20 protein-coding genes are annotated in these 21,432 nt (G+C 32.6%); 18 read left to right on the top strand and 2 right to left on the bottom strand.

The window, feature by feature from the left end; genetic code table 11:
* The first annotated feature begins 118 nt into the window (after positions 1–118).
* The 9 genes from NRK67_06470 to NRK67_06430 are packed head-to-tail and all read left to right on the top strand — an operon-like array spanning position 119 to position 7,480.
* A complete protein-coding gene (locus NRK67_06470) occupies positions 119–844 on the top strand; it encodes a prepilin peptidase (protein UUV19144.1) in 726 nt (241 codons plus the stop codon).
* Positions 845–859: 15 nt separating this feature from the next.
* Positions 860–1,492, top strand: coding sequence for a hypothetical protein (locus tag NRK67_06465; protein ID UUV19143.1), 633 nt, complete (start codon positions 860–862; stop codon positions 1,490–1,492).
* A gap of 4 nt (positions 1,493–1,496) precedes the next feature.
* Positions 1,497–2,039, top strand: a complete 543-nt coding sequence (locus NRK67_06460) for a type II secretion system GspH family protein (GenBank protein UUV19142.1) — start codon at positions 1,497–1,499, stop codon at positions 2,037–2,039.
* Positions 2,040–2,085: 46 nt separating this feature from the next.
* Positions 2,086–2,952 carry a hypothetical protein gene (locus NRK67_06455; GenBank protein UUV19141.1) on the top strand — a complete coding sequence of 289 codons (867 nt, stop codon included), beginning with the start codon at positions 2,086–2,088 and terminating at the stop codon, positions 2,950–2,952.
* Positions 2,953–2,972: 20 nt separating this feature from the next.
* On the top strand, positions 2,973–4,019 hold the full coding sequence (pilM, locus tag NRK67_06450; protein UUV19140.1) for a pilus assembly protein PilM: 1,047 nt from the start codon (positions 2,973–2,975) through the stop codon (positions 4,017–4,019).
* The gene (locus NRK67_06445) at positions 4,020–4,577 is read left to right on the top strand and encodes a PilN domain-containing protein (GenBank protein UUV19139.1); all 558 of its coding nucleotides are present in this window, start codon (positions 4,020–4,022) and stop codon (positions 4,575–4,577) included.
* 30 nt (positions 4,578–4,607) lie between these two features.
* Positions 4,608–5,246, top strand: coding sequence for a hypothetical protein (locus NRK67_06440; GenBank protein ID UUV19138.1), 639 nt, complete (start codon positions 4,608–4,610; stop codon positions 5,244–5,246).
* Positions 5,236–5,751 (top strand): hypothetical protein, encoded by a 516-nt coding sequence (locus NRK67_06435; protein ID UUV19137.1) that lies wholly within the window; start codon positions 5,236–5,238, stop codon positions 5,749–5,751. The genes NRK67_06440 and NRK67_06435 overlap by 11 nt, the downstream gene beginning before the upstream one ends.
* Before the next feature lie 4 nt (positions 5,752–5,755).
* Entirely contained in the window at positions 5,756–7,480 is a 1,725-nt protein-coding gene (locus NRK67_06430) for a hypothetical protein (GenBank protein ID UUV19136.1), read from the top strand.
* An 82-nt stretch (positions 7,481–7,562) separates the two neighbouring features.
* Here NRK67_06430 and asnA read toward each other — a convergent pair whose 3' ends face one another.
* Positions 7,563–8,561 (bottom strand): aspartate--ammonia ligase, encoded by a 999-nt coding sequence (gene asnA / locus NRK67_06425; GenBank protein ID UUV19135.1) that lies wholly within the window; start codon positions 8,559–8,561, stop codon positions 7,563–7,565.
* Positions 8,562–9,089: 528 nt separating this feature from the next.
* Here asnA and prfA point away from each other — a divergent pair.
* The 7 genes from prfA to NRK67_06390 all read left to right on the top strand — a co-directional run bounded on the left by prfA (position 9,090) and on the right by NRK67_06390 (position 16,720).
* Positions 9,090–10,163, top strand: coding sequence for a peptide chain release factor 1 (gene prfA, locus NRK67_06420; protein UUV19134.1), 1,074 nt, complete (start codon positions 9,090–9,092; stop codon positions 10,161–10,163).
* On the top strand, positions 10,163–11,326 hold the full coding sequence (gene prmC / locus NRK67_06415) for a peptide chain release factor N(5)-glutamine methyltransferase (GenBank protein ID UUV19133.1): 1,164 nt from the start codon (positions 10,163–10,165) through the stop codon (positions 11,324–11,326). Before prfA ends, prmC begins: the two co-directional genes overlap by 1 nt.
* Before the next feature lie 100 nt (positions 11,327–11,426).
* Positions 11,427–12,506, top strand: coding sequence for an FtsH protease activity modulator HflK (hflK, locus tag NRK67_06410; GenBank protein ID UUV19132.1), 1,080 nt, complete (start codon positions 11,427–11,429; stop codon positions 12,504–12,506).
* Positions 12,487–13,332: a protease modulator HflC gene (gene hflC / locus NRK67_06405; GenBank protein UUV19131.1), complete on the top strand. Its 846-nt coding sequence runs from the start codon at positions 12,487–12,489 to the stop codon at positions 13,330–13,332. Before hflK ends, hflC begins: the two co-directional genes overlap by 20 nt.
* A gap of 49 nt (positions 13,333–13,381) precedes the next feature.
* A complete protein-coding gene (gene queA / locus NRK67_06400; GenBank protein UUV19893.1) occupies positions 13,382–14,404 on the top strand; it encodes a tRNA preQ1(34) S-adenosylmethionine ribosyltransferase-isomerase QueA in 1,023 nt (340 codons plus the stop codon).
* Between the two features lie 51 nt (positions 14,405–14,455).
* Positions 14,456–15,025, top strand: coding sequence for a 16S rRNA (guanine(966)-N(2))-methyltransferase RsmD (rsmD, locus tag NRK67_06395; protein UUV19892.1), 570 nt, complete (start codon positions 14,456–14,458; stop codon positions 15,023–15,025).
* A 384-nt stretch (positions 15,026–15,409) separates the two neighbouring features.
* Positions 15,410–16,720, top strand: a complete 1,311-nt coding sequence (locus tag NRK67_06390) for an MFS transporter (GenBank protein ID UUV19130.1) — start codon at positions 15,410–15,412, stop codon at positions 16,718–16,720.
* A gap of 4 nt (positions 16,721–16,724) precedes the next feature.
* On the opposite strand, the gene NRK67_06385 is transcribed toward NRK67_06390, so the two are convergent.
* Entirely contained in the window at positions 16,725–17,570 is an 846-nt protein-coding gene (locus NRK67_06385; protein UUV19129.1) for a MipA/OmpV family protein, read from the bottom strand.
* A gap of 230 nt (positions 17,571–17,800) precedes the next feature.
* Between NRK67_06385 and NRK67_06380 the strand changes: the two genes are divergently transcribed.
* Positions 17,801–21,208 carry an ankyrin repeat domain-containing protein gene (locus tag NRK67_06380; GenBank protein ID UUV19128.1) on the top strand — a complete coding sequence of 1,136 codons (3,408 nt, stop codon included), beginning with the start codon at positions 17,801–17,803 and terminating at the stop codon, positions 21,206–21,208.
* A gap of 3 nt (positions 21,209–21,211) precedes the next feature.
* Complete coding sequence (xseB, locus tag NRK67_06375) at positions 21,212–21,427, top strand: exodeoxyribonuclease VII small subunit (protein UUV19127.1); 216 nt, start codon at positions 21,212–21,214, stop codon at positions 21,425–21,427.
* Positions 21,428–21,432 lie beyond the last annotated feature (5 nt).

Here is a 21,432-nt window from a genome sequence, read left to right as displayed (position 1 = left end):
TTTTAATCTAGTTTAGTCATAGGAAAAAATAAAATATATACGTATTATGTATATATTAAGATAATGTGGAAGCGGTTAATAAGTTAAATATGAATTAAGACTAAAAGTGAGGTAAAAGATGCAGTGGTTAGTTTTGTTAGTGGGATTAATTATAGGAAGCTTTTTAAATGTTTGCATTTACAGGATACCGAAGGGGGAAAGCATAGCATTTCCCCCTTCGCATTGTCCGGTGTGCGGTCATAAAATTAGGTGGTATGAAAATATACCGATATTTTCCTATATTTTTATTTTGAGAGGAAAATGCAGTGGATGCAAGGGACGTATATCTATTCAGTACCCTATTGTAGAATTTATAACAGGAATTTTATTTTACATGTTTTTCTTAAGGTTTGGATTAGGGATGCTGGGAATAAAATATTTGATATTTATCTGTCTCCTAGTTATAGGTATCTGGGTGGATTTTACCTACTATTATATCCCGGACAGGATTAGTTTATCTATTTTTATAATAGGGATTATTTTTTCTTTCTTTACCATTGGATTTGAAAGAAGTGTTTTAGGGGCAGGAAGTTTTGCATTGTTTTACATAGTTTTATATGGGTTTGGAGAGAGTTTTGGCTATGAAATAATGGGATTTGGAGATGTAAAGTTAGCCATGGGTATAGGAGCGATGATAGGATATTTCAGTCTGTATCAAGTTTTTATATTTTTAAATATTGCATTTGTCTCAGGAGCAGTAATTGGTGTAGGATTGATTCTTTTGAAGAAAAAAACAAGAAAGGACATAATGCCTTTCGGACCTTATATAGCAATAGCAGGTTTAGTGGTAGGGTATTTGAGTTAGCTCATAGGAGGTGAAATGATGATACAAGAAAAAATAGAAAAAAAAAGGAATAAAAAAAAAATAGGATATAGTTTAATAGAAGCTTTAGTAGCTTTGGGAGTATTGCTTTTAGGGATAGTACCCGTAGTAACTGTAGCAACACAGGCAATATTATTTCATCATAGAGCCTCTGAAACTGAGGAGGCAGCCAGAATCAGCCAGACTATGATAGATTATATAAAATCAAGAGGATATGATAATTTGGATATATTGCCAGGAACAAAATATTCATTGAGTTCTGTAACGGGAGGATCTTTTACTGTAGATGGCTTTGGAGATAAAGGAGGAGTAAGTGGAGATTTTTCTATCTCTCAAGATCTGGTTTTACTAAATTCCAAAGGAATAAATCTCAATCAGGTTAATTTTTATGTAATTATAGACAAAGATAAGGGGATAGCAAAATTAAAAAAGAGTGATGGCAGTAATGATACTTATACAGATCCTGTTACAGGTGAGACACCAGCTGGCCCAAAGGACATGTATAAAGATGATCTTATCTATGGAAAATTTATATTTGGATTTGGAAAAGGTGGTCAATCAACGGATACTGGCAGGGAAAAAGAGATGGAAACAACATTTATAATGACTCCTATCGAAAACTGGAAGTGATAATATGAAAAAAAGTGGATTTAGTTTAGTAGAAATAATACTGGTAACAGCTGTAATAGGATTAGTTATGCTCATCTTTTCTCCTATGATAAGTGCCTTTACAGGGGCTCAAGACAGACTTTATAATCAATCCAAGGTGGATAGCCGGTTGAATGAAGTAGTGGAGTTTATAAAAAGAGATGTAAGGAATGCAAAAAGTGATAGTGATTTAGGCGGGGAACCGGTGGGAATTTTTGATAGCGATGATACTTTGATAACTGATGGTTCTATAGGGAAGAAAGTAATTATAAAAACTATAGATCTAAATGGAAATCCTAAATTCATTCAATATGCTGTAGATGGAACTACTTTGAAATTAAATTCAACAGATACTTTTACAACAGCAGCAGGAAGTACTGTTGTGCTAAGTAATATAGAAATGGGAGAGTTTAAGTATCAAGATAAGATCTTGCTTTTTTATTTTAAGATAGATTTACCTGATAGATTAGGTGGAAAAATAAGAAATGAGGTTAGAGATGTGGGCATTACCAGGATAAATTTACAATAAGATTTAAAAAAATATGAAGTATAAAAAATAAAAAAGGAGCGGGGTTATGAAAAAGAAAGGTTCAGCTTTAATTTTATCTATATTGATGCTGTCATTTTTTATGACAATTACCCTGACCATGTATTATGTAGCAAGAAATAGAAATAAGCGGTCAATATATAAGATAAAAGGAATGAGGATAAGCAGTGGTTTAGATAGTGGATCAGCTATAGCTCACTATGAATTATATTTAGCGGATGAATATGTGAGTAAGGGACATCCATATGACCCAACGACAACTTCCTATGGGGCATATAAAGTAGATGATTATGCTGGATCACCTTCTAATACAAAACAATATACCCAAGAAATTGCTTCTGGAAGTGAAATAATAATAGTTCCTACAGTAGGTGAACATTATACAGGTATTGTATTAAATAATTATAATGAATATTTTGGAGCATTTTGGGATGTAACAACAGGATCAGCTATGCAAGTGGTTTTAGGGAGCTCTATAACACCAGATCAAGCAATTCAGCCATGGATAGCAGAGGAAAAAATAAGTACTTCACCAGCAGGAATACTCTTAAGTCGTGCTTGGTTAAATAATACTGGGGAAAAAATAGTGAGATTGTGGACAGAAAGTATAGGAGATGCAATAAGTATAGGAGGATATAGACTGATAGGGATAAGTGGGATGGATAAAGATGGAAACTCAGTGGTGGCACCGTTAGAGACAAGTACATTGGATTCTACTACATCAACCTCTATAGATCTGACCTATGAGAAAATAGTATCTGTATCTGCATCTGGGATAGGATTAGAAAACTATAGAATAACCTATATAGAAGGGGTAGAAGTAACTCCTAGTGGAAGTAGTATAATAATAGATAAGGATGAATTGAAAAGTATGACGGTAGAGAAGTTAAAATAAAAAAAAAGGGGGGGTAATCTATGTTTGAGTTTAAGGTTGATGGCGCTTTAGATATAGGAAACAGTGGAATAAAGGTAGCGCTCTATAAAAATAAAAAGATAGATAAGATTAGTTATGTTGATTACTTAGATATGGCTGAAGAAAAAATAGTGGCTTTTCAAGAATCTTTAGAAACATTGGGAAAAAAAATAAATCTAAAGGGAAAAAATTTAATAGTAACTATTCCTGCTTCTAAATTTTATGTAAAGACTTTGGAATATAATAACAATAAAGAGGAAGAGACAGATCTAGAGGCTAAAATAGAGGAGGATCTTGAAGATATAATTTCAGGTTATACAAAAGACGAGTTTATTACTCAGATAGAAACTGTCTATGAAACTGATGTCTATAAAAAATTATTGGTAATTACAATTCCCATAGAGGAAGTTGAAAAAATTCTAGGAATTTTAAGTCATTTTAAAATAAGAGTATTAAAGATAATTCCAGATTTTATTGCTCTCAATAACCTAGTAGACCTATTAGATCAGAAATCAGAAGAGGAAACAAATGAAAATATAATGATTGTTGATATAGGAGGAGAAACCAGTAAAATATTTATGAGTACTTTGGGAACATTAAATATGCTTAGAATAGTAGGGATAGGTGGAAATGATTTTACTGAAATAATAAAAGATCATGAGATGTTAGATTATGAAGGGGCAGAATTAGAAAAACAGCAGCTAGAATTAGGTGATGATGAAAATAGGAAGTATAAGACCCAGGGAGAGATGTCGATGTTTAAAGATTTGACATCAATAGTGAATGAATTGACTACTCAGATAGAAAATTCTCTACAATATTTTAATGCTAATTTGAGTGAAGGAAGGATAAGTAAAATTTTCTTAACTGGAGGAGGAGCTCTTATAAAAGGATTTAAAACTTATTTTGATGACGCCTTTGAGATACCTTGTGAGGAGATTGACTTAAATTTATTGAATTTAGATTATAAAAATCTAGAGGACAGAGAACTATTATCGACTTTTAAAATAACTACCCTTATGGGAGCCTTAATAAAAGAGGTGGGATAAATGAATCAAATGAATTTTTTAACCAAAGAATATAAAAATAGATTGGAGATAGAGGAACATTTTAGGAAATGTTTAGGTGTTTTTATAGGGGTATTTTTACTTCTTTATATAGCCTCTTTTGGTATCGGGAAGATAGAAAATTCTGTCCAAAAAAAAATTAATATCGAGAATGCAGAGATAGCAGAAAAGAATAAAAGGATAAAGCAATTGACCCTAGATTTTAAAAAAGAAACTAATGTAGGAGCAAAAATAGAGATTATAGAGGATATTTTTTCCCAAAAGAACTTAAGGGTATCAGAGATCTTTCGGTCGCTGGAAGGGAATGTTCCTAAAAATGTATGGATTCAGAGTTTAGTTTATGAAGGGAAAGAGGTAAGGATAAAAGGTTTTTCTTTTAAAGATAATAGATCTAAGAGTTCAGAGGACAATGCCTACTTTTTTGAAGAAAGGATGCTGGATAGTAAGGTGTATAGAAGCGTAACTTTGAATTATTTAAAAAAATCAAGTAAATATGGGGAAAAAATAAATGAATTTGAATATGTATTGGTATTGGAATAGATACTGGTATATAATTAGGGGTTGAGTGGTATGAATCTATTTGGGAAAGAGATTAATATTAATGTTGATAAAAAACAAACTAAATTGCTCTTGATTACAGGAACGATCATAGGCATAATTTTTCTTATTTTTTTCTTGGTAATATCACCTATAGGGAGAGTCTTGGATAAAAAAGGGGAGTTATTGAGAGTTAAGCAGGAAAAAATATCAACTGAACAAAATTTAAAGTTATTTGAAAAGAAATATGAAAGAATAAAGGTAGAAAGAGCTAATCAAGAATATAGGTTAAGAGAATTGTTAGAAGAATTTAGACAGTATAGTTTTAAAGATGAGGCTAGGTTAAAGCAGATGATACAGGAAATATTGGACCACCTAAGCATAGAATTATTAGAAATTGGAAAAACAGAAACTATTGAAGTTGAAGGAAATAAAGAATACAAAAGGAATGTAATACCATATAAGATAACAGGAAAAGGTAGAGATATAGCGTTATTTTTTTATTATCTAGAGAACTCTAAAACTCTTCTCACTTTGAAAAAAAGCAGATTAGAGGTCATAAGTAAGCCATTTAATAAGGGTGATGACAACACTGGCCTGATAGAAGTTAAATTTAAGCTGGGATATTATGATATTAATAGCGGAGAGAAAGGAGGTAATGATGAATACTAAGATATTATTTATAACATTTGTAGGATTCATTCTTATCTCCTGTGGGAAGAGTGAAGAAAAAAATGACGTTGAGGTACCAATAAAAAAAGAAGTGGTAGAAGTAGTTAAAGTTACTACGCCTCCTGTAATAGAAGTGCCTGAGGAAGTAAATCCATTATCTAAATATGTTTCCGATGAAGTTTATAATGAAGGGGTTAAAATTTTTTACGGTGATGATGAGAGCATGTTTATAGAAAATTCAGATGAATTTTATGGAAGTTATGAGGAATTCAAGGCATATGTCGAAGCGAGATTTAAACCAACCATGTTGATAACACAAAATGGAGTGAATTCAGCAGTGGTCTATTATTTAGAAAATGGTGCTAAAAATAGAGCTATGGTAAGCGGATTTAAAATAATCGAAATAGAAGATATAGCATACTACATAAGAGTATTTAAGGATAGGATAGAAATAAAACAGGGGAAGAATGGAAGAGCCGTTCCCCTATACTTAAGGGAAAGGTGATGATATGAAAAAATATATTTTTATGCTGCTTGTAATTTTTACCGTAGGAGCCACAACTTTTGGAGCTACTATAAAAAAATTGCCACAATCAAAATTTGAGGAGGACATGGACTTTAACGGGACTAAATTATCCGATGCTTTAGCATTGATGTCTAAAGTAACCAAGGTAACCATGGTAGCAGATTCAGAGGTTAAAGATGTGGTGATAGATCTCTATATAAATAAGGGACAGCCTCTAAGGGAAGTATTGGACATTATAAAGGTAACCAATGGATTAGAAGAGGTGTATATAGGAAAAATAATTATGCTGACTAAGACAGGCAAAGGCGCTACTACACTAATGGGGAAGATAGAGAGTGGCACTAATCAAGGTTTAGAAGGAGTAAGAGTAACCTTGGTAGATAGTGGGTATAAACCTATAAGGACAGAAGCCGGAGGAGTATTTATCTATGATAATATAAGATCTGGTGTATATATATTAAAATTGGAAAAAAATGGGTATGCTACATCTAGTGAAGTAGTTGATATTAAGCAAAATAGAATAACCAACATAGATATAATTTTAGATAAGAAAAATAAAGAGGGATTAGTTGTAGCTAAAAGAGAAGAGGGGCTGAGAGAAAAGGAGTTGGGAAGTAGTAAATCTCTGGATGGTATAGATGTTATTACAGAGAGGATTCAGTTAAAGCATGCCTTTGCTGAGGATATAAAGGGTGTAGTAGATTCTATCTTGGGAGAAACTCTGGGAGTGACTGCATTTCCTAAGCTTCATATGCTGGTATTAAAAGGTGATAAAGATAATATAGATACAGCTAAAAAATTAATAGATGATATGGATCGTCCTGTAAAACAAGTAAGGATAACTGCTCAGATATTGGAAACAACTGATAATTTAATGGAAGATCTTGGATTTGACTGGTTATTCTCCAATAAAGACAGTGATATAAGTGGTATTAAAACAGGTACGGAAGGTGGAAGCATAGGGTTTGGCGAACTAGGAGGAGCAATAAAGTTTATAGATATATTTAATGATGGTAAGAACTTACTGGATCTTACTATAAATCTTATGCAGCAGACTGAAGATCTCTCGATCTCTTCAGTGCCATCTGTAGTTGTAGTAAATGGTGAATTGGCTGAATTTAAGGTGACTAAAGAGGTAATTGTAGGGGAAATAGAAGAATCTGATGACGATAACAACAGGACAAAGGAACCTATATTTGAGGAAGCAGGAGCAATATTTAGCGTTACTCCAATTATAAGGGAAGGGTTGGATGAACCAGATACAATAATTCTTGAAATCAGCTCTGAGGTCAGTCGTTTTGATTTGGTTAAAGTGAGTACGACTCTTAATCCTAATGTGAATGAGGTGGGGACATATAATAAAGATGGTGGAGCTAAAAGGCAGAATAATATTAATACCAAGGTTCAAGTACAGGATGGAGATGTAATATTTATAGGAGGATTAAAAAACACAGATATATCAGAAACTATAAACAAGGTGCCTATCTTAGGGGATATTCCTGTGTTGGGGACTTTATTCAGGAGTACTTCAACTGAAAATAAAGTCACACAGGTATATATTCAGATAACTGCTGAGATAGTAACAGATGAAAATAAAAATACAGAGATTGATATAACTAAGTTTAAGGAAAATTCGGCAACAACAGGGGAATTGAAAAGAATCTATCCTGAATTTAAAAATTCAGAGGAAGAGGGGATAGATCTTTAAATTGAGATCAAATTTTTTCAAAGAAGAATATAAAGTCAAAAAAACCACTCCTAAAATTAGGAGTGGTTTTTTTGATGATCTTTTATAGTAATTCTATTCCTTTTTCCCTGCACTCCTCAATTATATGAGCAGGCCATGAAGATGACTGAACTTCTCCAATATGAGCTTTTTCCAAGAAATACATACATATTCTAGATTGCCCAATTCCCCCACCGACTGTAAAAGGTAGTTTTCCTTCAAGAAGTGATCTATGGAAATCCATCTCTTTTTTCCACATAGTATCTGTTTTTTCAAGTTGCTCTAGGAGAGCTTTTTTATCGACTCTTATACCCATAGAAGATAGCTCTAAAGATCTATCCAATACAGAGTTCCAGAACAATATATCTCCGTTTAATGACCAATCATCGTAGTCCGGGGCACGGCCGTCGTGACGATCTCCAGAAGGAAGTTTATCCCCAATCCCAATAATAAATACAGCACCATACTCCTTAGTTACAGCATGCTCCCTCTCTTTAGGAGTAAGTTCAGGGTATCTTTCTTCTAATTCAACAGCTGTGATATAGTGTATTTCTTCAGGTAAGCCAAGAGTAAGAACAGGATATTCTCTCTTAATATAGCTTTCTGTTTTTTTAAATGCCTTGTAGATTCGATCAACTATATTTTTAAGTTTTGTTATGTTTCTTTCCTCTTCTGAAATTATTTTTTCCCAATCCCATTGATCTACATATAATGAGTGGATCTCAGAAAGATCTTCATGTTTTCTTATGGCATTCATATCGGCATATAAACCTGTGTGAGTTTCAAACCCATATCTATATAGTGCCATTCTCTTCCATTTTGCCAATGAATGAACGATCTCTAATCTTTCTTCGTGTTCAGTTGAAAAAGAAACTGCCTTTTCAATTCCGTTCAGATCATCGTTTAATCCAGATGTACTTTTAACAAATAGGGGAGCTGAAACCCTAGTTAGGTTAAGTTCGTAAGCTAACGAGCTTTCAAAAAAATCTTTAAGTTTTTTGATTGCGATCTCTGTTTCTAATAGTGATAATTTACTTTCATACTTGTCTGTTGTTTTTTTCATGGTTGTCCTCCTGAGTTTATTTGTTTAAGATTATTAGGGTAAAAAGGTGAAATAAATTAAAAAAACCATCAAAGCATAATTGCCTTGATGGTTTCCCTTATAGTTTCATTGAGGGGTTCTAGGCATTAGCATCTTGTTTTATCACAAAATGGATCTGCCTAAAGATAACTAAATGCTATCTATATACAAATCCCCTCATATTATTATTATTATTATTATTGTTAGAAGTTATAATTAATTTAAACATAGTTCTGCTCCTTATAATCTATTTGTAAGAAGTATAAACTATTTTCTTTGTTATGTCAATAATAAATATTGTAGTGCTTAAAAAATGGTACTTAGTTAAAATTGAGTCTCTCAAACTACCTCTAATATAAGGGATAATTGTTTTTAATAACATATTATGGTATACTTTATAAGTTAAAGTCTTGAATTTTAAAGGTATATACCACTGTAAAAATCAAGAAAAAATAAAAAAATGAACAATAGATATTGTAAAAAAATAAAGTTGTAGGAAGGGATGAATAGATGTTTAAAAAATTAGATGAAGTGGCAAAAAAATATGATGAATTAAATGCATTATTAGCAACTCCAGAAGTAGCGACAGATCACAAGAGGATGATTGAGTACAATAAAGCTATAAATGATATGGAAGAGATTGTATTGAAATACAAGGAATACAGAGGGTACTTAGAAGAGTTAGAATTCATCAAAGAAAACTTAAAAGATGAAAAAGATGACGAGATGAAAGAGATGATGTTAGAGGAAAAATCAGAGATTGAAGAAAAATTACCTGAGATGGAAGAGGATATGAAAATATTATTACTTCCAAAGGACCCTAACGACGATAAAAACGTAATCGTAGAGATAAGAGGTGGAGCAGGTGGAGACGAGGCTGCTTTATTCGCCGGGGACATTTTCAGAATGTATAGTAGATATGCAGAAAGAAGAAAATGGAAGATAGAAATAATGGAAAAGAATGAAATTGGTGTAGGTGGATTAAAAGAGGTAATCTTCTTAATCAAAGGGCAGGGAGCTTACTCTAGACTAAAATTCGAATCAGGAGTACATAGAGTACAAAGAGTACCTGCTACAGAAGGGTCAGGAAGAATCCATACTTCTACAATTACAGTAGCTATCTTACCTGAAATAGATGACGTTACACAAGTTGACATCAAAACATCTGACCTTAAGATAGATACATATAGATCAGGAGGATCAGGAGGACAGCACGTTAACACTACAGACTCGGCAGTAAGAATCACTCATATGCCTACTGGAACGGTTGTTCAATGTCAAGATGGTAGATCACAATTAAAGAATAGAGAGCAGGCTATGAAATTATTAGCAGCTAAATTGTTTGAATCTGAAGTTGAAAAACAAAGATCAGAAGTTGAAGGAAATAGAAAGTTACAAGTAGGAACTGGTGCCAGATCTGAAAAAATTAGAACATATAACTTCCCACAAGGAAGAGTAACAGATCATAGAATCAAACTTACTCTTCATAGGTTAGACTATATCTTAGATGGAGACATAGATGAGATAATCGATGGATTAATCACATTTGACCAAGCAGATCAACTACAAAGTATGGTAGATTAATGAAAAATCTACTCGATATATTGAGATGGAGTGAGGAGTATTTTAAAAAATACTCCTTTTCTAAACCTCGATTAGAGGCAGAAAAGGTAATATCTCACGTTTTATCCATCGACAGGATACTGCTCTATGCAGAATATGACAGACCCCTCGTAGATGATGAGAGGGTTAAGATTAAAAGATATATATTACAGATGATAAAGAAAAAAATTGGATTTGATGAACTCCTGAAGGAAGAGAAGATAGAGTATGAAAAAAGTGAAAGTGATAAAATAGTTACAGATTTAGATAGGGATAAGATTGAAAAAAATTACAGGAAAGAATTTTTAGAGCTTTTAACTAAGAGTATAGTATATCTAAAAAAACATGGGTCTAAAGAAGCAAAATTAGATGCAGAACATGTATTTAGTTATATTTTAAAAGTTTCCAGGATGGAGATGACCCTGAATTTTGAGAGAGAAATAACAGAAGCAGAAAAAAAAGAAATTAGAAAGATGCTGGTAGAGATAGGAAAAAATAAGAGACCTCTCCAATATGTTTTAGGATTTGAGGAGTTTTATGGGTATAAATTTTATGTAGATGAATCGGTACTCATTCCACGATCTGAAACTGAATTATTGGTAGAAAGATGTATAAAATTAATGGATGAGATAGAAGAACCTAAGATATTGGATATAGGCAGTGGAAGTGGGGCTATATCGATAACTTTAGGAAAGGAACTCCCTAAATCCATGGTTTTAGGTGTGGACATCAGTGAGAGAGCTCTAAATGTAGCCAAGAAAAATAAGGCAGAAAATAATGCTGCCAATGTAAAATTTATTAAGTCTGATATATTAAGGGCTGTAGAATATAAGAAATTCAATTTGATAGTTTCTAACCCACCATATATACCTGACTATGAATATGAAGTCTTAGAGGAAAAAGTTTTGAAATATGAGCCTAAATTAGCTCTGACTGCTCCTAATAATGGCCTATATTTTTATGAGGAGATCTCTAAAAATGCTCCTGATCATTTAGTTAAAGGCGGGTATCTGGCTTTTGAAATTGGATATAATCAAGGGGAAGCAGTAAAAAAAATAATGGAAAAAAATGATTTTTTAAATGTAGAAGTATATTATGATTATGCAGAACATGAAAGAATGGTAATTGGAAAACTTAACAGATAAAATAAATTTGATTTATTCTAATTGTTATTTGTATTTTCAAAAGGTTTTGTAATTTAATTATCCATTATTAGACAGTTTAAAGCTGTCAAGGGGGAATACTATGGGAGAAATAAGGTTTGACGATTTAGAAGATGTTAAACGGTTTATAAGGGAAATATTTTATGGTAAGGATGAAAAAAGAAATGATCAGAATGAACCGCCAAGGGATGAAGATCCCAGGGGAGGAAGAAAATCATCGAAAAACCATATAAAGGGTGGATTAGGTGGAATAATAGTAATATTATTTCTTGTTTTTTTAGGAACTGGTATCTATCAAGTAGGACCAGATGAGGAGGCAGTACTTCTTAGATTTGGAAAGTACTCTAAAACTGTAGGACCTGGAATGCACTGGTATTTCCCCAGCCCAATTGGGAAAAGATATGTTGTAAAGACAACTAAAGTCTATAGAGTAGAGATAGGATTTGAAACTATTGAGGCTGGGCCGCCTGCAAGATATCAAAATATTCCAGAGGAATCATTGATGTTTACAGGTGATGAAAATATGATCGATGTAGATTTTAGTGTTCAATACAAGATCAGTAATTTAAAAGATTATATATTCAATGTAAGAGACCAGTATGAAACGATAAAGAGTGCATCTGAATCTGCCCTTAGGCAGGTTGTTGGAAGTAAGGGGATAGAGGAAACTCTGACAGTTGGAAAAGAGAGAATTCAAGAGGAAACCCGTGAAAAATTAAAGGAAATATTAGAGAGTTATGGAACCGGAATACTTATAATCGGGTTGCAGCTGCAGGATGTAGGACCACCAGAAGAAGTTATGCAAGCTTTTAAAGAGGTAGCCAATGCTCGAGAGGATAGAGCCAGGTTTATAAACGAAGCTAATGGGTATAGGAACGATATTATTCCAAATGCTCGTGGACAGGCATCTCAAATGATAAATAGAGCAGAAGCTTATAAGGAAAAAAGAATCAAAGAATCCCAGGGAGATGTAGCTAAATTTATAAAATTAAGTGAAAAATATTCATTGGGTAAAGAGGTTACAAAAACAAGGATGTATCTGGAAACTATGGAAAAAACAATGCCGGGTATTGAAAAAATAATAGTGGATCCTGAATTAAAAGGAAGTATAATAAACTTAATTGGAGGAGGTGTGGAAGCTAATGAAAAAACTAATAATTAGTATTCTAGCAATAGTTGTAATAGTATCATCTACATCTTTATTTCAAGTTTCAGAAGTTGAAAATGCCGTTGTGATTAGATTGGGAAAACCAAAAAGAGTAGTAACGGAACCGGGATTATATGGAAAAGTTCCATTTATTGATAATGTTAGATATTTTGATAAAAGGTTGTTAAACTATGATGCAGCACCTAAGGGAATTATAATTAAAGGAAAGAAAAGTATAGTAATAGATAACTATGCCAGATGGAAGATTGCAGACCCCCTATTGTTTTTACAGAGTGTACAAAATACAGCCGGAGCCCAGGCCAGATTAGATGACATTGTATATTCTGAACTTCGAAGAGAGATGGGAAAATATACTCTGTCTGAAATAATATCTTCCAAAAGAGATATCATTATGGAAAATGTAACTGAGGAAAGCAGGGAAAAAGCCAAATCTTCAGGGATTAAAATAATAGATGTAAGGATAAAAAGAGTAGAGCTTCCTAAAGAAAATGAACAGAATATCTATAAAAGGATGGAAGCGGAAAGAAATCAGCAGGCTAAAAAATATAGAGCTGAAGGAAGGGAAAAATCACTGGAAATCACTTCTCAAGCTGACCAGGAAAAGACTATAATATTGGCAGAAGCTTATAGGAAATCCGAGGAATTAAAGGGTGAAGGAGATGCAAAAGCATTGGAGATATATGCAGATGCATATAACAGAGATCCTGAATTTTATAAATTTATGAAAACATTGGAATCCTATGAGAAGATTATGGATAATAAAACTAAGGTGATATTATCTACAGATTCAGAATTATGGAAGATGTTACAAACAAAATAAGAAAGAGGTATAGAAATTGGAGAAGAAAAAAAAAGAGATTAAAGAGGAAATATTACTGTCAGATTACGACTATCATTTGCCGGAGGAGTTGATAGGACAGACTCCTACAATGCCCAGGGATCATTCTAGATTATTAGTTGTAGATAAAACTAAAAAAGAGATAGAGCACAAAAAATTCTATAATGTTTTAGACTATCTAAATGAGGGAGATGTACTGGTTCGAAATTCCACCAAGGTAATTCCTGCAAGACTTATAGGAAAAAAAGAAAGTGGAGCAGTAATGGAAGTATTTTTACTGAAAAGATTGGAATTAAACAGATGGGAATGTTTGGTAAGACGTGCTAAAAAGTTAAAGTTAGATCAGACAATAATATTTGGTGATGGCCAATTAAAGGCTACTCTAAAAGAGGTAAAGGATGATGGAAATAGAATCTTGGAATTTACTTTTGATGGAGTTTTCGAGGAGATCATCCATGAATTAGGACAGATGCCATTACCGCCATATATTACAGAAAAATTAGAAGACGGGGATAGATATCAGACTGTTTATGCCGAAAAAGGTGAATCGGTAGCTGCTCCTACTGCTGGACTTCATTTTACCGAGGAATTATTTGAAAAAATAGCCGAAAAAGGTGTAGAGATAGTAGATGTATATTTAGAAGTCGGACTGGGAACATTCAGGCCTGTTCAAACTGAAAATGTATTAGAACATAAGATGCATTCTGAAACTTTTGAAGTACCGGAAAAAACAGCAGAAGTTGTAAATAGGGCAAAGGCAGAAGGGAGAAGGGTAGTTGCAGTAGGGACAACCTCTGTAAGAACATTGGAATCAGCTACCGACAGTTGCGGTCAATTAACAGCAACTTCTGGGGATACAGAGATATTTATATATCCGGGGTATGAGTTTAAAATAGTAGATGCATTGATTACAAACTTCCATCTGCCTAAGTCGACACTGCTTATGCTGGTTTCGGCACTGTCTGAAAAAGACTTTATGTTTAGTGTCTATGAGGAAGCTGTAAAAGAAAAATATGAATTCTTTAGTTTTGGAGATGCCATGTTTATATACTAATTATACGGATAACTGGTGTATGATTAGGATAAAGATTATAGAAATAAAAATATAGAAAGAGGTAATGAAAATATGAGAATAATAGCAGGAAGTGCTAAGGGAAAAAGAATAAAATGTAGAGATGGATTTGATACCAGACCAACTACAGATAGAGTAAAGGAATCATTGTTTTCAATGATTGCTCCATATATAGATGGTGCGAAAGTATTGGATCTATTCAGTGGAACCGGGAATATAGCTTTGGAGGCAATAAGTCGTGGAGCTTCAAGAGCTGTAATGATAGAGAAGGAAAAAGATGCACTTAGAGTGATCATAGAAAATGTAAACAATTTAGGATTTGAAGATCAGTGCAGAGCATATAAGAACGAAACTTTAAGAGCTATTACAATTTTAGGGAAAAAAAGAGAAAAATTTGATATTATATTTTTAGACCCTCCATACAAAGATAACGTATGTACCAAGGTAATTGAAAAGATATCTGAAACTGGGATATTAGCTGAAAATGGATTAATAATTGCAGAACACCATATATTAGAAGATATGGAAGAAACTGTAGCTGAATTTAAAAAGGCTGATGAGAGAAGATACGGTAAAAAAGAATTGAGTTTTTATACTAGATAAAGATCTATAGATATCTGAAAAAAGAGAGAGAAAGTTTTGTAAAGGCTTTCCTCTTTTTGATTTTTTGGTAGAATGTTTCTTATTCATAGAAAAACATATTTTATAAGAAAACAACTGTACTTTTTATTTTATTTAAGAATTGTTTAGTCAAAAGTGTTATTTATTTGTTATTTTTAGTATTAAAATAATTAAATCACAATATTATTTGTTGACAAAATGTTCTGTATGCGGTATAAATATATGTAAATTAAATATCCTGAAGAGAAAAAGAGAGGAGGAGATGACTAGCTGATTAGCTAGTCCTCTCTTTTATTTTTTTTTGAAATATTGCTTTGAGAATAACTTGACAAAGTAAGAAGGGAAAAAATATAGGGGGAAAGAAAGATGAGTAATTTTTTTAAATCGGTAGGAGGAGTCATTGGTGTTGACACTAAAAATGTAGATAAGGAATACACCAGATATAAGTGGCAGGTATTTATTACAATATTTGTAGGTTATGCAATTTTTTATATAACAAGAAAAAACCTTTCATTTGCAAAACCATACTTGATTGAACAACTGGGATATACTAAACTGCAAGTTGGAGCTATAGCAGCTGGGATGCCTTTAGCCTACGGATTCGGAAAATTTATTATGGGGGGAGTATCAGATAAAATGAACCCCAGATATTTTATGGGATTCGGACTTATTTTAGCAGGGATAGTGAATATTATGTTTGGAAGTGTTCATAGTATTGTGGCTTTTACTGTTCTTTGGACTATAAATGGATGGGTTCAATCTATGGGATGGCCTCCATGTGGAAAAACAATGAAAGTGTGGTTTTCTGATGAGGAGAGAGGAACATGGATGTCTGTTTGGAATACTGCTCATAATGTAGGGGCTATGCTGATTCCATTCGTAGTAATAATAGGAGTAAGTATGTTTTCAGGAAGCTGGAGAGGACTATTTTTCCTACCAGGAATCATATCTATAATAGCAGGTATTTTGACGATGGTATTCTTGAGAGATAAACCTGAATCATTGGGGTTACCATCTGTAAGGGAGTATCATGGTGAAGTTGTAAAGGAAGAAATAAAGATTAAAAGTAAGAGAAGTTCTAAACAAATATTTATAGAAGACATCTTAAAAAATAAGGTTCTTTGGTCTTTAGCACTATCAAATGCTTTTATCTATTTTCTTAGATATGGAACGTTGGACTGGATCTCTGTGTACTTAGTTCAATACAAGGGGATTAATATGAAGGATGCAGGATTCTCATTTTTCATGTTTGAATTTGCAGCAATACCAGGGACTATCTTATTGGGATGGATATCTGATAAAGTTTTCAAAGGTAGAAGAACACCTCTAATTATGTTATGTTTATTATTGTCAGCAGTATTAGTAACAACTTATTGGATGACCGACAATATGATAATAATAAATATCGCAATCTCATTAATAGGGGCTTTAATCTATTTCCCGGTAGCAGCTATAGGTATAGCAGCGGTGGATATTGCCAAAGATGACAGTGCTGGAATGTCGGCAGGGTGGACAGGGTTATTTGGTTACTTTATAGGAGCCACAGGTTCTGAATTAGGTGTAGGATATGTTTTGGACAACTATTCATGGAACGTATATTTTATGATGTTAATAGCTTCAGCGATAATAGCTATGCTACTTTTAATACCTGCATGGAACTCAGGTAAAAAGAACTAGAAAATCAGAAAGTATAGGTAGCTCCTAAACCTATCATACTGGAATTGCTCCCTTTTATAAGGGGGCTTTTTTTTATGTTGTCTGAAAAGGCTTCGATATAATAATATGAAAATAAATCAACATTTCTACTCAGACTATAGGCTATTACAGTGGTGAATCTTATAGCACTGCCAAATCCATCTATATTATGAGATGGAATGTCAAAATCAGCAGATATAGAGGTACCGAAATATCGGTTGGTATAGGAGTTACTCATCATCTCATAGCTTAAAAAACCAAGGACAATAAATTTTTTAAAGGGGATACCTCCTAAAATTCCTATAGATGCAGTATTTTCATCACTATTTCCGCGAATGTTATGATCGATTCCACCAGTTAAAAGAACATAACCAACTTGGTAACTGCCTCCAACCCCTATCATGACAGGATTATCCTCATCGGAAATGTCCTTCAGATAAGAATTAAAATCTTCATCTGTATGACCGGCAAATCTATATTCAGCAGTAAAATTTAAATTTAATTTATTGCCTTCGTAGAAGGTATATCCGTTATAGATACCTCCAAATGTATAAAAATTATTGTATTTAGCATTTATTAAGGGGACTACAGTGGAATAGGAAGATTTATCATTTAATCGCGGCTCAATGGCTGATGCGGCAAATCCAAGGGAAATAAACTTTTCCCTTTTTTTTTCATGCTCTTCTGTCATTCCCCGGATAAATGCATAGTTATTGGCTCCATCCTTGTCTATATAGATCATGAGTCGATTAACTGCAGGATCTAAAAAGGATATAGAGAAACTTTTTATAGAGATAAAAAATATCAAAGTGATAAAATTAAATTTTTTCATACTTACAACTCCCATTATATATTTATAGTGAGCCTAATAATGTTAGGATCGGTTTAAAAATTATTAAATCTATTATTGAATTTATTGTGTAAGAAAGTTAAAGATCTAATAATAGATGAGGTTAAATTTTATTGTAATATAGTTTATCATAAAATTTAAAAATTAAAATATATATTATAGTTTAGTATTGTATAATAGAGATAAGGACATAAAATTAGGAGTATTTACATATGAGATTTTTAATAACTGGGGATTTTTTTAAGAATGTACCTAAGGAAAAGATAAAGCAGGTTAAAGAGAGGATACAGTATTTTTATAGGGAAATATCGAAAAACAAAAAAAAGATATTTGAGATACCCAAAGGATTTTGGGTTAAGAAACTCAGGGAAAATTTATATGAGTTCAGGGTAAATAGCGGCGACAGGGTATTATTTGAATTTAAAGATATTAAACGGGCAGGATATGGAGAAAAAGTATTGGTACTGCTGTTGTTTTCAACTCATGATCTGGCAGTAAAAAGCGGAATGCGTCAAAATAAAATTGAAAGTTTAAAGGTCGAAAAATTAGAGATCGAAAAGAATTATGAAAGCTCAAGTGAAAGGTTAGAGGAAGATTTAGATATTATATACAATAAAATAAATTCAAAGATAGTATATGAGATCACTTCTGATGAAAATCTTTTGGAATTTATTAAAAATGAGGATGAATACACATATTATTATCTAAATGATGAGCAGTATGAAATTTTAAACAGTGAATTTCCACTGTTTTTAAAGGGAAGTGCTGGAAGTGGTAAAACTACAGTGGCCATCAGGAAAACTCTGGAATTGGAGGAACGGCAGGATTTAAAGGTGGGATATATAACATTTACCCAGCCTTTAAAGGAAAAAGCCCATGAAATGTATGAAAAGTTTAGAGATCCTAGTTGTGAAAAGATGGTTGAATTTTACTCTTTGGAGGAGTTGTATGAAAAACAACTGAAGGAAAAACCCGTGGGATTGAAAATCTTTGAAAAATTTATCTATGAATATAATCCAAGTATTCCTAAAGGTATTGAACATTTGGAGTTATACCAGGAAATCAGGGGAACAATAAAGGGAAGTATGGGAGCCAAGGGGGCAGGGAATTGGGATAGAGACTTAAAACAAGAACTTATACCCCGGGAAGATTATTTGGTGCTGAATAAGAAATATACAGTCTATAGGGAAGAGATAAGAAAAGAGATATACAAAATCACCCTTATTTACCAGAGCTGGCTCACTGAAAGAGGCTATATGGATGAAAATGATCTGGCACGAAGGGTGACGTTGAGGGGGAAAGAAATTTTTGATTGTATAATCTGTGATGAGGTACAGGACTTAACTGAGATTGAGATATATATGCTGAAAAAATTGGTAAAAAACGGAGAAAATTTATTGCTGTCTGGAGATATTCATCAGATAATAAACCCAACTTATTTTAGTTTTTCCAGGGTGAAGTCATTGTTTTACAAGGGAAAATATATAGAGAAACAGCTGGGGAAAAATTACAGAAGCCAAAAAAAAATAGTGGATCTGGCTAATAAACTGAGTGATCTCAGAGGAGAATATATCGGAAAGTTAGGAGAAGATTATAAGGAAGCTTCGATATTAGAAGGAGAAGACATATATATCTATAAAAAAGACAACGACTTTTTGAAAAAGTTGGAGGAAAATACAGCTATAATCTTAGTTCCAACTAATCAAATTAAAGAAGCTCTGAGGATGGAATTACCCAAAATAGCAAATAAAATACTGACAGTCCAGGATATAAAAGGGCTGGAATTTGATTCGGTTGTGCTCTATAACTTTGCAACAGAGTTAAAAAAATATTGGGAGATTATTTTTTCTGGGAGGGCTAAAACAAATCAGCTCTACAGATATTATTTTAATCTGCTGTATGTAGGCTTAACTCGTGCTAGAAAAAGACTTCTCCTTATGGAAGAAAATGAAGAGGTCTGCCTGTTAAAGGAGTTAAAAAGCTATTTGATTCCTATGACGGTTGAAGGAAAGAGAGATTTTACTTTAAAAAGTGGAGAATTAGATTTTTTAAAAGAGGGAAAAGAATTTTTGAGTCAAAAATTATTTTCAGAAGCAATTGCTGCATTTAAAAAAGCAGGAGCTAAAAAATATATAAAGAAAGCTGAAGATGAATTGGCAGCCGATGAATTCTTTAATGAGCATAATGATGAGAAAACTATAGAGTATATTGTAAATAACGATGATTCATTATCTCGTTGTCTGGAAAAATATGTAGTAACGGATAAGATTGGTGATTACGCATTTGAAAAAAAATATTATGAAACAGCAAAAAAATATTATGAAAAAAGTGAAAATTATGAAAAACTCTCACAATTATTTGAGATGGAGGGGGAATTAGAAAAAAGTTTTGAATACGCAATTAAATCAGAGGTAACCCCACTAATAAAAAGGCTGAAGCAAGAGTTGGAAAAGAATGATGCAGCCTTGGATATAGCTAATGAAGTGAGAGTTTTATCGGATAAAAAAATAAATTCTAAGAAATTTTCCTTAGTTGAGTTTGAAAATTTAGATAAAAAATATATAATGAGGAAACAGCAAAAAAATATAGGGGATATCTTGGTAATATTAAAGGATAGATTTAAGTCTAAAAGTAAAGATTCAAAAAAACATAGTGTAAAATCTCCTACCAAACTATTGATCAAACTCTACCATATAGATGGAGGAAAAAATGGAATCAACTATTTGATGGAAAATTATTCCAGTCAATTGAATATAAAAACCATTATATCCATTTTAGATGACGGAGATATTGTAGAAAAATATATATCTAAGTGTAAGAAGAAACCTAAATTAGATGATTTGTTACTCCTTGCATGTGAACACAAGAAGGTAAAAAATATGAAAAAAATCATTCAGTTAGGAGGAGATATAGAGGTCAAATCTGAAGATGGTCTGACTCCACTAATCATAGCCATAAAGAATAAAGACCTGGAGATGGTAAAATTATTGGTAGGTAGTGGTGCTGAATTAGGAGAGGTCTCAGATGAAAAAAACAAGTTGAAAATTACTCCGTTAATCTACTCTATAGCAGAAGATGAGTTTGATATATTTAAATATTTAATAGATAAAGGGACAGATATTGAACTGCATAACCCTATTTATTATGGGGTGGTCTATAGAAATAAACCTATGATTAAAGCATTGCTGGATAAAGATGTAAAGTTAGATGTGGAAGTAGAAGGAACCACACCCCTTATATCAGCAGGACTGTCAAAAGACTATGAGATAATGAAGATGTTGATAGAGAAAGGTGCAGATCTGGATTATGCAGCAGGGACAACTACTCCTATGATGAATATAATACAAAATAATTATGTGGAAGGGATGAAGTTATTTTTAGAAAAAGGTTATATATTAAAAGATCAAGATCTTGAGATTTTATCTCTAAAAGGTAGTATTGAACTGTCAAAACTGGTTTTAATGTATAATTTAGGATATAATTATATTGAAAGAATAGAGAAAGATATAACTCGTATAAAAAATAGACGGGATATAGAAAAAAAGCTGGATCTGTTAAAAAAAATAGAGAAAAGATATGATTTTAAGGAATACAGGAAAATAGTAGAAGAGGAGGCATAGAAGATGGCAAAAGCAAATACTTTTGAAGAAAATATAAGTGAGATAGATGAGATAATATCAAAATTAGAAAGCGGGATGGATTTGGATGAATCCATGAAAGAATATGAAAAAGCAATGAAATTGTTGACTAAATCAGGTGCTATACTGGAAAAAGCAGAGGGAAAAGTAAAGAAGGTAATGGAGAAAAATGGTGAAATAATAGTAGAAGATTTTGAGTAGGAGGG

It is taken from the genome of Fusobacteria bacterium ZRK30 (assembly GCA_024628785.1).
GTDB lineage: Bacteria > Fusobacteriota > Fusobacteriia > Fusobacteriales > Fusobacteriaceae > Psychrilyobacter.
This window is presented reverse-complemented; position numbering and strand designations above follow the sequence as displayed.